We start from the raw sequence: 16,907 nt of genomic DNA, 5'->3' as shown, positions 1-16,907 counted from the left end.
TAATCGTCACTAACAAACATATATTTGTTGATTTTCAGCATCTTATAAAAGCCTGTTTAAATTCAGTAAAACCTAAAAAAATTTTACTTTATATATGTACCTTTGGTCTGTTTTTAAGAAGAAAACAAAGAAGTTTATACTTTTGAAAATACGATTGTCTTGAAAAAAAATGATCCCTACGCAGCATTGCGGTATAAAGAATTCAACATCTTTTTAATTGTTCGTTTCGCATTGGTATTTGCATGGTCGATGCAATTCGTGGTAATAGAGTGGGAGGTATACAGTATTACCAAAGACCCATTGTCCTTGGGGATTATTGGTTTAATGGAGGTAATTCCTGCGGTATCCCTAGCGTTATTTGCCGGACATATAGTAGACCAAAAGGAAAAAAGAAATCTTTTAATTAAGTGTATTGCCGGTTTTTCGGTTATTAGTTTTGGATTGTTTTTACTTACTTGGCCTAAAATAGTAGGTGCTTGGTCTACAAATGTGGTGCTTTACAGTATATATTTTTTGGTATTTTTAGGGGGGATAGTACGCTCTTTTCTTGGGCCAACCATATTTTCCCTTTTCTCTTTAATTGTCCCAAAAAAAATATATCCCAATGCCGCAACTTGGAGCAGTTCTGTTTGGCAAATGGGAGCTGTACTGGGCCCAGCATTGGCTGGGTTTAGTATTAATTGGATAGGGGTACATTGGTCTATGTGTTTAATATTTGGTTTTTCCTTAATTGCCTTTATAAACTTATTACAGATTCCCGTTAAGCCAATTTTGAATCCGAAAATTGGTGAAAATGTATTTAAAAGTCTTCGAGAGGGTGTGAAATTTGTATTTAACACGAAAATAATTCTTGGGGCCATTACTTTAGATATGATTGCGGTTCTCTTTGGGGGAGCCGTTGCTTTACTTCCAGTCTTTGCGCAGGATATTTTGCACGTTGGCTCCCAAGGTTTTGGTATTTTAAGGGCGGCACCAGCAGTCGGGGCTTTAATAACCATGTTTACATCGGCATATTTCCCGCTGAACAAAAGTGCAGGAATGAAATTACTGGGAGCTATTTTTGGCTTTGGAATATGTATTATTGTATTCGGCCTCTCTAAATACTTTTGGCTTTCGGTATTGGCGCTATTCTTTAGCGGGATGTTCGACGGTATTTCCATGATTATCCGTCAGACCATCCTTCAGCTGCGCACCCCGGATGAAATGCGCGGACGGGTAGCCTCTGTAAACTCAATGTTCGTGGGTTCCAGTAACGAGCTTGGGGCTTTTGAAAGTGGTTTGACTGCAAAGCTAATGGGCACTGTTACCGCAGTGGTATTTGGTGGCACCATGACACTTATTACGGTGGTAACAACGGGTATTATTTCGCCTGCTTTTAGAAAGCTAGACCTAAGGAAGGACATAGAAGCCCATGAAGAAAACTCTTGATGACCTTTTTTGAAAAAGGAACTTGTGGAATATAAATTTCATTAACTTTAGTTTTCCAATATTCACCAACTTCTATGAGGATCATTTTTATATTCTGTTTTTTTGTTTTTCACCTTTGTGGAAATGCACAAGAAAGTAAAGTTTATTTTACAACTGGATTTAAAATTGGTGAGGTAACTAGTTCTTCAGCGATAGTTTTAGTTCGTTTGAATAAATCCAATAAGCCGGTTAAAATTCAACACAAACAGGGGCCGCCACCGTTCCGACCCCCAATAGACTTTGACGATAACATGGAAGTTTCCAAAATGGATGGGGCGGTAGTAGGTACGAGTGGTGAAGTCAAGATTTTATTGAAGTCACCTAAAGATACTATAGCAACGGAATGGGAAGCTGTTGCTGGGGATAGCGATTTTACATTGAAAAAAGTTTTTTCTGAACTTTCGTCAAATACCATATATGCTGTGGAAATTTTAGGTAGAAAGAATCTTACATCTATCGTTTCTAAAGTAGAAGGTAGATTTAGAACTGCTCCGAAGCCCGATGAAATCACTTCGGTGTTTTTTACTTCCTCAACTTGCCAGTATTTTTGGTCTTACGATGATGCCGAGCGAGGTTTTAAAATTTATGACAGTATGGAAAGTTTAGCACCTGACTTCCATTGCCAAACAGGAGATTACATTTATTACGATAAACCCGGGCCAATGGCTACAAATGTAGAGTTGGCAAGACACAAATGGCATGCAATGAACGCTTGGCCTTCCCTACGGGACTTTTTAAGGCAAACACCAATTTATCAGCAAAAAGATGATCACGATCTCTTAAAGGATGATGCTACTCCTTTTTCTTCGCCTTTTGGGGATTTGAGCTATGAAGACGGACTAAAAATTTGGCGTGAACAAGTTCCCATAGAAGGCAAACCATATCGCACTGTACAATGGGGAAAGGACCTGCAACTTTGGTTTGTTGAAAACAGGGAGTACCGAACAGATCCAAATGCTCCAAATCCTTCTATTTGGGGTACAGCACAAATTCTTTGGTTTAAAGAAACTATTCTTAAATCCAAAGCATCTTTTAAAATATTGGTATCGCCAACTCCAATAGTAGGACCAGACAGAAGCAGTGGTAAAAAAGACAACCATGCAAACACGCTTTTTGAAGCAGAGGGAGATATGTTACGAGATTTCTTAGCAACAAATAATGTAATTGTTATTAATGGGGATAGACATTGGCAATATGTCTCTAAAGATGAACAAACCAGATTATGGGAGATTAGTCAGGGGCCTTCATCCGATGAACATGCTCAAGGCTGGAACCCTGAGGATAAGAGACCAGAACACCGCTTTTTAAGGGTAAAAGGCGGATTTTTGACTACAAAAATTTTAAGGAAAGACAATGTACCAACCGCAATTTTTACCCATTATGACGTGGATGGGAAAAAGGTGCATCAAGAAATCATAAAGGCTAAACTCTGACTTTATTTCTTCTTTTTGGCTTCCACAAGTTCCAATTGATCTAGACTTACGCTGGTGGTAAACATACCGTAGTTTACAATAGCCTTGTTTTTTTCAATGGTATCAATACTTCCCACAGATTTACTATCGGTCAACCGAACGCGATCTCCAACCTTTAATACCGGTTTGGGCTTTTCGGGTTCTTTAGGTTTTTCTGCTTTTTCTTTTTTCTTTTTCTTTCGGATTACATTTACCTCTTTCTGAACTTCAGCCTCTACCGCCTTTTTCTTCGCACGTTCTTCTTTCTTCTTTGCTGCAGTTTCTTTGGTGCGTTTGGAATTTTCGGTTTCAACAATTCTTAAAAACTCAGAAATTAAAGGTCTTTTCTTTTTATTGATAAAATATTTTTCTGAAATATCATTGATTTTATTTCCAAGATAAATCATTCGTTGGTTATGATCGTATAACTGCTGATAGTTCTCTAGTTTCGCCTTGATCTTGGTATTGAGTTCCTCCAAGCGTTTAGCTTCGTCCCTGGCCTTTACTTCCTCTTCCCGCAGTTGTGTGGAAGTTTTGTCCATTTTAATACGCTCTTTTTGCAACTTAGCAATGGTAGCATCAAAACGAACTTTACCTCGTTCTATCTTCTTTTTGGCTTTATTGATGAGGCTGTAGGGAATACCATTTTTTTGTGCCACTTCAAAAGTAAATGAACTACCAGCTTCCCCTAAAACCAACTTAAAAACAGGTTCTAAGGTTTTGCTGTCAAATCGCATGTTGGCATTGGTGGCGTGAGGCAATTCGTTGGCTAGCATCTTTAGGTTGGCATAATGTGTGGTGATGATTCCAAAGGCTTCCCGCTCATAAAATACTTCTAAAAAGGTTTCAGCAAGCGCTCCCCCAAGTTCAGGATCACTCCCTGTTCCAAATTCATCGATAAGGAAAAGAGTTTTGTTATCGCATTTCCTAAGAAAATAATTCATGTTTTTTAAGCGATAGCTATAGGTGCTTAAGTGATTTTCAATGGATTGATTGTCCCCAATATCCGTTAATACATTATCGAACAGGCACATTTCACTGCGTTCATGAACTGGAACCAACATTCCACTTTGAAGCATTACCTGTAATAACCCTACAGTCTTTAGCGTTATACTTTTACCGCCCGCGTTGGGCCCGGAAATCACAATAATTCTATTTTCCTGATGCAGTTCTATTGTCTGCGGATAGGTTTTAGCTCCTTTTGCTTTATTGGTTAAAAAGAGTAGGGGATGGTAGGCATCAATCAACCTAAAATGTCGTTCTTCATTCAGTTTTGGCAATAGCGCCTGCATTTTATTGGCATATTTCGCTTTGGCAGCCACCGTATCGATCAACGTAAGGAAATTTTGGTAATCGATTAACAAAGGGCGGAAAGGACGCAAGAAATTGGTAAGATCCTTTAGTATTTTTTGAACCTCTTCTTTCTCCTCATATTCCAGATTGTTTAGATCCCTATTGTAATTTCGTGTTGCTTCTGGCTCGATATAAACAATGCTACCGGTTTTGGAATTCCCCATGATCGAACCTTTAACCCGGCGTCTATACATGGCTTTTACCGCTAATACACGACGGTTATCGATAACACTCTCCCGAATATCATCCAATAATCCCGCAGATGAATATGTACTTAAAGCTCCGGCAAAACTTTGATTGATTTTAGAGCGAACCTGGTTTATTTGTTTCCGTAACCGATAGAGCGTTTCCGATGCATCATCTTTTATATCTCCAAACCTATCGATGACTTCGTCGATTTTTTGTTGAATTTCCTTGGTGAATTCTATCTCTTGAGCTTTTTTATGCAGGGTAGGATAGTATTCGTGAAATTTCTTATAAAAAAGAATATGCCCATTGGTAGTTGCAGATATAGAGGCGATTTTTCTAAAACCTTCAATCTCAATAAGCGTATTTTCAATCTTTAAAAGCTGAATTTCTTTGGAAATAGCTTCAAAATAATGATTGGGAATGCTGTTGTTGTTTTCAAAAGAAGCCAAATACTCTTTGGTTAGATTTAAAGCATCTAAAAGTTCTTCTCTTTTGCGGTATGGAATAATTTGTAAGGCACTTTCTTTCCCCAAATCCGTACTGCATAATTCTGAAACTTGCTGAAGTACTTTAGAAAATTCAAGGTCTTGAAGTGTTTTTGTATGTATTTTATTCATAAATAATGACTCCCAATCTTTTAATGCACGCAAATTTACGTACTAATTTGGATTTATCAGGGGTATGTTTTAATTCATATGATGATTCCATGGCAAGAATTGATATTCTGCAATTTTTATACTGAAATGAAACAAGTATCTTTACTCTTTTCAGAAGAATTCCAAGGGTTTAAAGTATCTTTTTTTGAATTATTTTTGAAAATCATTGTCAGTATAACAAAAGAATATTTATGAATGTAGCGATAGAAAGCAGCTGGAAAGATCGTTTAAAGGAAGAATTTGAAAAGCCTTATTTTTTGGAACTCACTTCCTTTGTAAAACAGGAATATAAAAACCATACATGTTATCCGCCGGGGAACAAAATCTTTTCAGCATTCGATCATTGCACCTTCGATAAACTTAAGGTTGTCATCATTGGTCAAGATCCTTATCACGGTCCGAATCAAGCAAATGGACTATGCTTTTCTGTAAAAGACGGTGTGCCGCATCCACCATCGTTGATCAATATCTTTAAGGAATTAGAAAAAGATGTGGGAAAACCATATCCAAAAAGCGGCAATTTAGAGCCATGGGCAGAGCAGGGGGTGTTGCTTCTCAACGCTACCCTTACCGTAAGGGCCCACCAGGCGGGAAGTCACCAAAACAAAGGATGGGAAACGTTTACAGATGCTGCTATTAGAAAGGTTTCAGAAGAAAAAGAAAATGTCGTTTTTTTATTGTGGGGAGGTTTTGCCAAGAAAAAGGTAAAACTGATCGACGGTAGCAAACATCATATATTAACAACCGGACACCCATCTCCCTTGAGTGCGAATAGAGGGTATTGGTTTGGCAACAACCATTTTAGCAAATGCAACGCTATTTTGGTAAAAGATAATAAAGAGCCTATACGTTGGTAACAATTTTGGAGTATGGCAGGCTGCTTTCAATAATATTAAGCTTCGCTAATTGATCTTGAATATTCTTAACAGTTATGGGAGTTATGTTTTCTTGGCTCCACCTGGTGATGGAAAGCCACTCCTGTATATCTACTATTTTTTGCTCGTACCTGTTGGATAACATACGGTCGATACTAGGGATATCCTTAAAATCCGCTGTGTAAATATTAATTACTTCTAAGACATGCTTAATAACGGAACTGTTCTTGCTTAAAACTTCATCACGAACAGCAATTACAAAACACGGCCATGGAGTAGGGCAATCGTCAATTCTTCTAAATATCCCTTTATCCACTATGGGTTTGGTGGTAAAATGTTCCCACATAAAATAGTCTGCTGTTCCCTCTGTGAGGACTTCTATAGCTCCATCTATATTATTTACTACCTCAAACTTAAGATCGCTGTAATCCCAGCCTTGGTTATCTGCATTTATATAAGCCATTAAATGGCTGCCGCTTCCGAAACGCGATATGGCCGCTTTTTTACCTTTTAGATCTTCCATATTTCTGTACGCAGAAGAACTGCCTACATGAACACCCCAGTATAAAGGTGATTGCACAAATACCTGAACGATTTTAGATGGATTTCCTGCTACAATATCTTTTACCAAACCTTCAGTTAAGATTATGGCGATATCGGTTTCCCCATCGCGAAGCATTTGGCACATTCTTCCGGTACCCTCAGGAATATCGGTCCAATTTAAATCAATTCCACGATCATGGAAAGCACCATCTTCAATAGCTAAATGCCATGGAAGGTTAAAATGTTCTGGGACTCCTACAATATTTATTTTTTTCATCTAAAACCATTTAAAAGTTACCACGAACATGTCCTGAGAAATAATTCATCTATAATTTGCGGAAATTAAGCAGTGGCAACTAATTTCAAAGCTAAAAAAATGAAATTAAAACTCACTTATTTTATTAAGGGTATATTCAATAAGCTTCTGGGTGGCAGCCTCTGGATTTTTAGAAAAATTACCATTGGGGCGATTCGCCAAAATGCAATTCATAGAAATTGCACGATGTCCTAAAAGTTTCGCCAACCCATAAATTCCAGCAGTCTCCATTTCCAAATTCGTTACTTTAAGTCCGTTAAAATTAAAAGAAGCCAATTTATCGTTTAATGCAGGATCTTGAATATCCAATCTTAGTTTACGCGATTGCGGACCGTAAAAACCAACGTTGGTAGCTGTAAAACCTTTATGGATTCCTTCTGAAAGTAATTTTCCCCCTAAGTCCTTATCAAATTCTACCACGTAGGGAGTGGACTTTTCCTTAAACCAATTGGTATGCTGCATCAATGCCTGTTGAATGTTTTTGTGCTGAATGTGCTCACTATTGTAAAAATGAAGGAGGCTATCGAAACCAACTGCATATTCACTCATTAAAAAATCGTCTACTTTAATTTCCGGTTGAAGCGATCCCGTAGTTCCAATACGAATAATATCAAGCGATTTTAATTCCTTTTTTATAGTTCGATTCTCGAAATCGATGTTTACCAGCGCATCCAATTCATTGAAAACAATATCGATATTATCTGTTCCAATGCCCGTAGAAATTACAGAAATACGTTTGTTATTGAGATAACCTGTATGGGTTTTAAACTCCCTTTTCCCTTTTTTAAGTTCAATACGATCAAAATATTGCGAAACTTTTGCAACCCTATCGGGATCGCCTACGATTATTATAATATCTGCAATATCTTCAGGTAGTAAGTTTAAATGATAGATGCTTCCATCTTCATTTAGAATGAGCTCCGAATCTGCTATTTTTGTCATTTTACAGCTTTAAAAGTTGTGCAGAATCTTCTACAAATAAAAAAGAATATTTGGGGGTTCCTCCTAAATATTCTTGATCGCTTTTTATATTAGGATAATAATTTTCTGCTTTTTCAGCCACTTTAATACCAGTTTTCGTGAGTTTAGCGGGATTAAAAGATCGATATAGCGGACGTAGGTTATTGGCCATCTTGTTGTATTGCATGTCTCCAAAACCATAAATCCCTTGGTCTTTCAGCATTTCTGAAATAATTTCTTCTTTGGTTTTTGGTTTTTTACTGATTGTTTTTTGAAGCATTTGGTTCTCCAGTTCGTTTAAACCATTCTTTAAACTAGGGAACCTATGTAAATGCGATTCCATTGCCGCCGATAAGTAATTTAATTGAGATTTATTCTGTTGAATTGCATTTTGCAAACGAATAGGATTGTTTTCGCAATACAATTGCCAAATAAAATCCGCATACTCAATATCGTCTTTGTTAAGTGGTAACTTATTATTGTATAAATCAAGTAGTTTAGCTTCAGAAAGCTCAGTCAGTGCGTATAATTTATTGGAACTGTCTTCATCACCAGAACAAACCAAATGAATAGCAGCTTGCGGACGGTGTTTTTTTAGCCAGCTCAATACGGCAATCATATTTACTTGGCAAAAAAGATCGTATTCAAACCATAAAACAATTTCTTCTTGACTTTTTTGGTTACAGAGGTTTCTGTATTCTTTTAAGGTTTTATTTATAAAGGTATCCTTGGTGATTTTGTAAGCTTTGTGCAAATAATCGTAACGTTGTTTCCAAAAAGATTCACTTCCAACATCATTTATTGTTTTACCTTCGCAAAGCATCTCCCTCCAAGTAACAATATCGCCTCCAATATTTAATTTTTTCAATACTGAAGTGAAACTGTCTCCGTTTGTAATATGAAGTGTTTTAGCCATTTTAATTATAGATTTGGTTTACAATCTAAGCGGGATTAAAGTTTAAGATTAATCCACTTAAATGTGGGGGTTAATTAATCAGTGATCATTTTTTTTATGCTGTTCAACTGGTAAATGTATTAATTATAAGATACAACGCAATGGACAAACCTGTTAAATACTTAACGCCTAAAACATCTTTATATTTGATGAAAATATGAATAGTCAACGTAAAAAAAGCTCATTGAATATTCTCTTAAAGCATTAACCGCCAACCCTTTTCACTTTAAAGCCCTTGTCCTTCAACAACTGCATGATTTGATCCCTATAATCCCCTTGAATGATGATGGTATCGTCTTTAAAAGAACCGCCTACGCCAAGGGTCGTTTTTAATTCCTTGGCCAAAATTTTAAAGTCTTTGGTTGCTCCATTGTAGCCGTCTATAATAGTTATAGGCTTTCCTTTTCTTTTTTCATATTTACATAAAAGAGGATCGTCTTGCAGCCAAACTGCATTTTCATCCGGTTCAGCTTTGGGTTCTTCTTTAAATTCGTGTTCTGGAAATAGGTTTTTTAGCTGATCTTGTAAATCCATCTTTACGCTTTTATCAGTCCAAGTTCAATAAGTCTTTCGTGCAGAAATTCCCCTGCCGTAATATCTTCATATAATTTTGGGTGCTCGTCATCCACACAGTTTTCCAGGACATCCAAAGGCATATCACTCACAGGATGCATAAAGAAAGGAACAGAATATCGGGAGGTTCCCCAAAGTTCTTTGGGCGGATTAATAACTTGGTGGATAGTGGATTTCAAACGGTTATTGGTATGTCTGGAGAGCATGTCCCCAACATTGATCATTAATTCATCGGGCTCTGCAATAGCGTCAATCCATTCCCCGTTGTGGTTTTGAACCTGGAGTCCTCTTCCTTGGGCACCCATTAAAAGTGTTATCAAGTTGATATCCCCATGAGCTGCTGCTCTTACCGCATTTTTAGGTTCTTCTGTAATAGGAGGGTAGTGAATAGGACGTAAAATGGAGTTTCCATTTTTAATATATTTATCAAAGTAGTTTTCTTCCAAGTCCAAATGCAACGCCAGTGCGCGTAGCACATATTTCGCTGTTTTTTCCAGTTGTTGATAGGTCTCTTTACCTACTGCATTAAAGTCAGGGAGCTCTTTCACCTGCACATTATCGGGATATTCCTCTTCCAGCTTCGGATCGTCTTCTACATATTGACCAAAATGCCAAAACTCTTTTAAATCGCCTTCCTTTCTCCCTTTTGCATGCTCTTTTCCAAAAGAAGTGTATCCTCTTTGTCCGCCTATACCTTCAATTTCATATTTGTCTTTTACCTCTTGCGGCAAATCGAAGAACTTCTTAATTTCACTGTACAAATCGTTTATTAGTTGGTCAGAAAGAAAGTGTCCTTTCAATGCCACAAAGCCAATTTCTTCATAGGCTTTTCCTATTTCATCTATAAATTTCTGCTTTCGCGAAGGATTATCAGAAAGAAAATCACTTAAATCTACACTCGGTACCTTATTCATTTTTATAACATTTTAAGTGGCTTAAGCCTTACATTTATAACAAATGTAGCGATTTATCGGTCCATTTAATAATATCTAATTTGAAAATTCAATGAAATAGAAATAATAATATTTTTCTACATTTGATGTAAATGCATCGACCATGAATAATACCACTTCCATTTATCCGTTCGAATACGATAACCGTTTCATAAACAATAAGGTACTTCTAGATCTTCATTTTAATATGTTAAAATCGAGAATGATTGAGGAGAAAATGTTGGTGTTGTTACGACAAGGTAAAATCTCCAAATGGTTTAGCGGGATAGGGCAAGAGGCTATTGCTGTAGGTGTTACCTTGGCTTTGCGTAAAGAAGAATATATATTGCCAATGCATCGAAATCTCGGTGTTTTTACTTCCCGAAACATCCCATTACACCGCTTATTCTCTCAATGGCAAGGAAAAGCCAATGGTTTTACCAAAGGAAGAGACCGAAGTTTTCACTTTGGTACCCAAGAGTATAAAATTGTGGGGATGATTTCGCATTTAGGCCCTCAACTCGGTGTTGCCGACGGGATTGCCCTAGCACATAAAATAAGGAAAGAAAACAAGGTTACGGCCGTATTTACTGGGGAAGGAGGAACCAGTGAAGGCGACTTTCACGAGGCTTTAAACATTGCTTCCGTCTGGTCGCTGCCAGTTCTTTTTTGTGTGGAAAATAATGGATATGGTCTCTCAACACCAACGCACGAGCAATACAATTGCCAAAATATAGCAGACAAAGGCATTGGCTATGGCATGGAGGCACATCTTATCGAGGGAAACAATATTCTTGAAGTGTATGCTAAGGTTGATGAAATTGCTAAAAGTGTTCGGGAAAATCCCCGGCCAGTGCTTTTGGAGTTTAAAACGTTTAGGATGCGTGGACATGAAGAGGCGAGTGGAACGAAGTATGTTCCCGAGACGTTGATGTTGGAATGGAAACATAAAGACCCGGTTACCAATTATACTCAATTTTTGATAGATGAAGGGATTTTGACCAAGGATGATTATACCACGCTTCAGAATAAAATTCAATCGGAAATCGATGAAAATTTACAGATTGCTTATGCTGAAAAAGAAATAGACTATATTGAAACAAATGAGTTAAATGATGTTTATAAAGTTTTTAAATATGAAGAGGTTAATGAAGAATCAAACTCTAATCATATACGTTTTGTAGATGCTATTTCCCAGAGCCTAAAACAGAGCATGGAAAAACATAAGGATTTAATAATCATGGGGCAAGATATTGCCGATTACGGGGGTGTTTTTAAAGTCACTGAAGGTTTTCTGGATGCCTTTGGCAAGGAAAGAGTGCGGAACACTCCCATCTGTGAATCGGGAATAGTTTCAGCCGCAATGGGCTTGTCTATCAACGGAATGAAATCGGTTGTGGAAATGCAATTTGCTGACTTCGTCTCCAGTGGTTTTAATCCGATTGTAAATTATTTGGCGAAATCTCATTACAGATGGAATCAAAATGCAGATGTGGTTATTAGAATGCCCTGTGGCGGCGGTGTGGGTGCGGGTCCGTTCCACTCACAGACCAATGAAGCCTGGTTTACCAAAACCCCAGGATTAAAAGTGGTATATCCAGCATTCCCTTATGACGCTAAAGGCTTATTGGCAACCGCCATTAACGATCCCAATCCGGTACTTTTCTTTGAGCATAAGGCGCTGTACCGCACCATCACCCAAGATGTTCCAGAAGATTATTACACACTTCCTTTAGGCAAGGCCAGTGTACTTAAAGAAGGTTCCGATATTTCTCTAATTACCTACGGTGCTGGGGTACATTGGGCATTGGAAATCTTGGAAAATAATCAGGATATCTCTGTAGACTTAATAGATCTTAGAACATTGGCCCCTTTAGATATCGATAGTGTTTATGCATCCGTTAAAAAAACAGGGAAAGTGCTTATTCTACAGGAAGATACGCTCTTTGGGGGTATTGCAAGTGATATTTCAGCCTTGATTAACGAAAACTGTTTTGAGTTCTTGGATGCCCCGGTAAAACGGGTAGGGAGCTTAGAAACCCCCATTCCTTTCGCTAAAAGTTTGGAAAATAATTATTTAGCTAAAAATAGACTAGAAAATGAACTGTTAAATTTATTTAACTATTAGGGTTGTTTTTAGTTTAAATATTTGTTAATTTAACAAGGAAATACTTAACCGACGAAGCTTTTTTATTACTTTAGAACTAATTCAACATAAAAAAATAACAAACAAAATCATGAAAAATAAGTTGTATATTTTATTGCTCGCGGTTACTGTAACACTAACGTCTTGCGGGCTGAGTAAAGATAACAAGGACAGCAGAAAATCTTTAGATGGTACGTGGCAGCTTACTAATATAGATTACCAAAACAATCCGGGGTATTACAAATCTGTGTTGTTTAATGATGTTTCTGCAAAGTGTTTTGAAGGTAGTGAATGGTTTTTCCGTTCCAACAATAGTACCGGTTACTACAACATTCAAGCACCTGGCGAATGTGCACCGGGACAAAGAAACATTCGTTGGTCTATTCAAGATGATGCGAATGGAAATCCTACCAAATTTCAGTTTAAATTCATTGACGAAAAGAAAAATGATATAAGTGGTGGTTATGGATATGTTTTCCAAATAAACTCGTTATCCCCACAACAAATGGTAATTTCCGCGGATGCACCTGTAGGTTCAGAAAACGTTACAGTGGTTTACGAATTTACAAAAACCGCTTCCTTGAGATAGTTTGAGTAATTTCAAGTATCATTAGAATAGATAAAACTAATTAACACAACGTAAAATAAAAAAAGATGAAAAATATAATTTTTAAAAGTGGATTGTTTTTTGCTTCAGCGCTAATGCTTGTTAGTTGCGAGGCTATTAAGAACTCAAATAATACGCAGCGTGGTACGGCTATTGGTGCTGGTTCTGGAGCGGCTATAGGTGGTATTATTGGTAATAATGTAGGAGATGGTAACAACTCCGTTTTAGGTGCCATTATTGGTGCTGCCGTTGGTGGAGCCGTTGGTAATAGAATTGGTAATAAAATGGATAGAAATGCCGAGGCTATTGAAGAAGCTATTCCCGGTGCAGATGTTACCAGAATAGGGGAAGGTATTAACGTTACCTTCGATGAAAATAGTGGAGTGAAATTTGCATTGAATTCTGCTAATATTTCTGCGGAAGGACAAGAAACCTTAAGAAAAATGGCAGAGGTTTTTGTGGAGTACGACGATACGAATATTCTTATTGAAGGGCATACCGATAGTTCTGGAGCAGATAGTTACAATATGTCTTTATCTGAAAAAAGAGCGAAGTCAGTTCGTGATTTTCTTGCTGCAAATGGCGTAGCTTCTTCTAGAATGACTACCAAGTGGTATGGAGAAACACAACCTAAGTTTGATAACAATACCGAAGAAGGTCGAGTTAAGAACAGACGTGTAGAGCTTGGAATCGTTGCAAGTGAAGAAATGATTCAAGACGCTAAACAAGCGGAATAATCAAAAAATCATATAAATTGAAAGTCCGATATTTTTATCGGACTTTTTTTGTTTTAGGACCTTGTATATAGATGCAAGCGGATAGCGTACTTACGTGAAGTGATTATTTTAGTTGTACGTACAATTAAAATTTGCTAATTTTAATTTTATTGATTTTCAAGAGTTTAATGAATGATTTCGTATTTCAGAAAGAACATCTGTAATTAAATCAATATTGAAGTCAGAAAAGGATATCACTTTTTTAGTTACTTTTTAGGGCTTAGAATTCTGAATTATTAACTACAGTGTCTTTAAATAAACTATAAATGAATTTATTACTCTTCTTAACATTCTTATGGACTTCCGTTCCTTCATTTGACACAGTACCTAGCAGTGATAGACCAAACATTATAATCATCCTTGCAGACGACCTTGGCTACTCGGATATTGGTTGTTACGGTTCAGAAATAAAAACCCCAAATTTAAATAAATTAGCTTCGTTTAGCCAGTTCTACAACAACACGAGATGTTGCCCTTCGAGGGCCGCTTTGCTTACAGGATTTTACCCGCACCAAGTAGGTATTGGAGCAATGACCGATACAGATATTCCAATTCCGGAATATCAAGGTTATTTTGGTAAAAATGTTAAAACGATTGCAGACTTATTAAAAGATATAGGATATAAAACATTTATTTCTGGGAAATGGCATGTTGGTGAAAAAGAGGGGCATTGGCCAAAAGATCATGGTTTCGATGAAAGCTTCGCCCTTATTAATGGAGCTTCGAGCTACTTCGATTTTAAACCTTACAGAAACGATCTTTGGCCTTTAGATAATGAAATTAAAGTAGTTGCCAACAACGAGGTTTTAGATATGAGTGAAGAAGATTTCTATGCCACTGATTTATACACAGATAAGGCATTAAATATGTTGGCAAAACACATAACAGATGAGCCATTTTTCTTATATCTTTCTTACACAGCTCCCCACTGGCCATTACATGCGCTGCCTGAAGATATTAAAAAGTATGAAGGTAGCTATGACTCTGGATGGGATGTAATAAGGGAAAGTAGATTTGAAAAATTAAAAGCATTAAACTTAATTGAAAACAAAACCGTTTTATCTGGTAAGAATCCGGACACCCGTGATTGGAATGCCCTGAACGAGGAAGAAAGAAAATATGAAGCTAGGTTAATGGAGGTTTATGCGGCCATGATTGATAGGATGGATCAAAACATAGGAAAGTTGATAGATTATCTAAGCGTTAGAGAAGAATTGGATAATACGGTTATAATCTTTCTTTCCGACAATGGGGGTTGCTCGGCAGGGAATTTGGCAAATGGAAAGTATTCACACCCCAGATTAGACCCCAAAGCCGAACCAGGAACTCCCACATCATTTACCGGTTACGGTCCGTCATGGGCAAATGTTAGTAACACACCATTCAGGGAGTTTAAATCTAATATACACGAGGGAGGAATTGCAACTCCGTTTATTCTATGGTACCCTCCAGAGATTAATTCAGGTATAATCTCAAAGATGCCTAGTCATATTATTGATGTGGTACCCACCTTGTTAGATATCTGTGGAGTTTATAAAAATGAAGCCACTCACAACACTTTGGAAGGAACTAGCTTATTACCATTTGTAACTGAAAAAGAAACCAATTATGAGAGGCCTTTGTATTTCGAGCATGAAGGAAATTGCGGAGTTATTTTAGAAAATTGGAAGGCTGTAAAAAATTATAACAAAGATTGGGAACTTTACAATTTGTCAGTAGATAGGAGTGAAACAAATAATCTTGCCAGTGAAATGCCAAATAGACTGAAACAATTGGTGATTCGTTATAATGAATGGGCACGGGAAAATAGAGTATTGCCTTATGAAGAAGTCAAAAAAGCAATTCCTTATAGGTTTTAAGATGATCAATTTAAAATTCTCATATTTCGGTTTCTTCGTAATGAGCGTGATATTAGTGTCATGTGCTAAAAAAGATAGCACTACTCAATTGAATGTAATTTATATCAGTATGGAAGATATGATGCCTTCTTTTGGGTGTTATGGAGATACCATTGCGTATACCCCAAATATTGATGAATTTTCTAAAGATGCTGTAATATTTAAAGATGCTCATTGTCAGGTGGCACTATGTACACCCTCTAGAACCAGTATTCTTACTGGAATACGGCCTTCAACTAGTGGAATCGTAAAAATTGATGATGATTGGCAAAAAATGTTACCCAATGCCACCTCATTGCCTAGACATTTTAGGAATTCGGGATATCATACTGTAATTGCAGGAAAAATTCACGATTCCAGAAGTGGGGAAACGGACGATGCGTACAGCAAAGTTTTTGATATTCATGGAATAAAAGATAACGCTCTAGCGTTTAAGGCCATTGATAATGTAATTAATCAAAAGAAACCATTTTTTTTGGCATTGGGATATAGTCAAACTCATGATCCTTGGACACCCAACCCACAATCGGAAAGTCATTATTCTTTAAATCAATTTTCATCGAAAGATCGTTACCCTTACTACAAAGGTGAATTATTAGATTCTACAGATATTAAAAATCTTCAGAAAAAATATTATGGAGAAATAACAGAGGTAGATAGTCTAATAGGTGAGATTATAGCCAGAATAAAGCAACTTGAATTGCATAAAAACAGCGTAATAATTCTTGGGGCCATGGATCATGGATATAGTTTTGGAAATCATTCACATTGGGGGAAAGGCAATAATTATGATGATGAAACCCGTGTGCCTTTACTCATCAGTATTCCAGAATCTAAAAACCTAACCGTAGATGCTTTAATCGAGTTGGTCGATATTTATCCCACCCTAATTGAATTGTGTGGATTGCCTAATCCGCCGCAAAGCTTGGAAGGAACAAGTTTTGTTCCGTTGTTGAGTTCTAAAAACAAAGAATGGAAAAAAGCAGTGTTCACGCATAGAGCTTACAACAAGGATATTGTTGGGGTAAAAACCAAAAAATACACTTTTATTGATTTTGAGGGGGACAGTGTGGAACTGTATAATAGGATTAATGATCCATTAAATCGTAAAAATATTGCAAATGAATTTCCTGAAGTAGTCTCAGAAATGAAAATTCTAAAAGAAAAAGGTTGGCGAAATGCCATGCCAAAAGAAAACCAACCAAAATAA

14 protein-coding genes are annotated in these 16,907 nt (G+C 37.0%); 8 read left to right on the top strand and 6 right to left on the bottom strand.

Translation table 11 applies throughout. The features are described 5' to 3' along the window. The first annotated feature begins 159 nt into the window (after positions 1-159). Both HX109_RS14060 and HX109_RS14055 read left to right on the top strand, forming a co-directional pair. Entirely contained in the window at positions 160-1,428 is a 1,269-nt protein-coding gene (locus HX109_RS14060) for an MFS transporter (RefSeq protein WP_178953091.1), read from the top strand. A gap of 290 nt (positions 1,429-1,718) precedes the next feature. Next, positions 1,719-2,900, top strand: coding sequence for an alkaline phosphatase D family protein (locus HX109_RS14055; protein ID WP_220399471.1), 1,182 nt, complete (start codon positions 1,719-1,721; stop codon positions 2,898-2,900). Between the two features lie 2 nt (positions 2,901-2,902). Here HX109_RS14055 and HX109_RS14050 read toward each other — a convergent pair whose 3' ends face one another. Beyond that, on the bottom strand, positions 2,903-5,077 hold the full coding sequence (locus HX109_RS14050; protein WP_178953087.1) for an endonuclease MutS2: 2,175 nt from the start codon (positions 5,075-5,077) through the stop codon (positions 2,903-2,905). 230 nt (positions 5,078-5,307) lie between these two features. Here HX109_RS14050 and HX109_RS14045 point away from each other — a divergent pair, with 230 nt between their 5' ends. Then, positions 5,308-5,973: a uracil-DNA glycosylase gene (locus tag HX109_RS14045; RefSeq protein ID WP_178953085.1), complete on the top strand. Its 666-nt coding sequence runs from the start codon at positions 5,308-5,310 to the stop codon at positions 5,971-5,973. On the opposite strand, the gene HX109_RS14040 is transcribed toward HX109_RS14045, so the two are convergent. From HX109_RS14040 to HX109_RS14020, 5 genes are all read right to left on the bottom strand, one after another. Then, entirely contained in the window at positions 5,960-6,811 is an 852-nt protein-coding gene (locus HX109_RS14040; protein WP_178953083.1) for a substrate-binding domain-containing protein, read from the bottom strand. The two genes, HX109_RS14045 and HX109_RS14040, sit on opposite strands and share 14 nt — an antisense overlap. A gap of 105 nt (positions 6,812-6,916) precedes the next feature. Then, positions 6,917-7,792: a nucleoside phosphorylase gene (locus HX109_RS14035; RefSeq protein ID WP_178953081.1), complete on the bottom strand. Its 876-nt coding sequence runs from the start codon at positions 7,790-7,792 to the stop codon at positions 6,917-6,919. Position 7,793: 1 nt separating this feature from the next. Continuing rightward, positions 7,794-8,726, bottom strand: a complete 933-nt coding sequence (locus HX109_RS14030; RefSeq protein WP_178953079.1) for a DUF1835 domain-containing protein — start codon at positions 8,724-8,726, stop codon at positions 7,794-7,796. Between the two features lie 243 nt (positions 8,727-8,969). Further along, the gene (locus HX109_RS14025; RefSeq protein ID WP_178953078.1) at positions 8,970-9,299 is read right to left on the bottom strand and encodes a translation initiation factor; all 330 of its coding nucleotides are present in this window, start codon (positions 9,297-9,299) and stop codon (positions 8,970-8,972) included. Between the two features lie 2 nt (positions 9,300-9,301). Further along, the gene (locus HX109_RS14020; RefSeq protein ID WP_178953076.1) at positions 9,302-10,252 is read right to left on the bottom strand and encodes an isopenicillin N synthase family dioxygenase; all 951 of its coding nucleotides are present in this window, start codon (positions 10,250-10,252) and stop codon (positions 9,302-9,304) included. Positions 10,253-10,394: 142 nt separating this feature from the next. Here HX109_RS14020 and HX109_RS14015 point away from each other — a divergent pair, with 142 nt between their 5' ends. The 5 genes from HX109_RS14015 to HX109_RS13995 all read left to right on the top strand — a co-directional run bounded on the left by HX109_RS14015 (position 10,395) and on the right by HX109_RS13995 (position 16,907). Beyond that, on the top strand, positions 10,395-12,398 hold the full coding sequence (locus HX109_RS14015) for a thiamine pyrophosphate-dependent enzyme (protein ID WP_178953074.1): 2,004 nt from the start codon (positions 10,395-10,397) through the stop codon (positions 12,396-12,398). A 109-nt stretch (positions 12,399-12,507) separates the two neighbouring features. Then, the gene (locus HX109_RS14010) at positions 12,508-13,005 is read left to right on the top strand and encodes a lipocalin family protein (RefSeq protein ID WP_178953072.1); all 498 of its coding nucleotides are present in this window, start codon (positions 12,508-12,510) and stop codon (positions 13,003-13,005) included. A 65-nt stretch (positions 13,006-13,070) separates the two neighbouring features. Continuing rightward, positions 13,071-13,760: an OmpA family protein gene (locus tag HX109_RS14005; protein WP_178953070.1), complete on the top strand. Its 690-nt coding sequence runs from the start codon at positions 13,071-13,073 to the stop codon at positions 13,758-13,760. Positions 13,761-14,065: 305 nt separating this feature from the next. Next, positions 14,066-15,658, top strand: coding sequence for an arylsulfatase (locus tag HX109_RS14000; protein ID WP_178953068.1), 1,593 nt, complete (start codon positions 14,066-14,068; stop codon positions 15,656-15,658). Further along, a complete protein-coding gene (locus HX109_RS13995) occupies positions 15,621-16,907 on the top strand; it encodes a sulfatase-like hydrolase/transferase (protein WP_178953066.1) in 1,287 nt (428 codons plus the stop codon). Before HX109_RS14000 ends, HX109_RS13995 begins: the two co-directional genes overlap by 38 nt.

This window comes from Galbibacter sp. BG1 (assembly GCF_013391805.1).
In the GTDB taxonomy this organism is placed as follows: Bacteria; Bacteroidota; Bacteroidia; order Flavobacteriales; family Flavobacteriaceae; genus Galbibacter.
The sequence above is the reverse complement of the archived record's forward strand: the minus strand, read 5'-3'. Positions and strand labels throughout refer to the sequence as shown.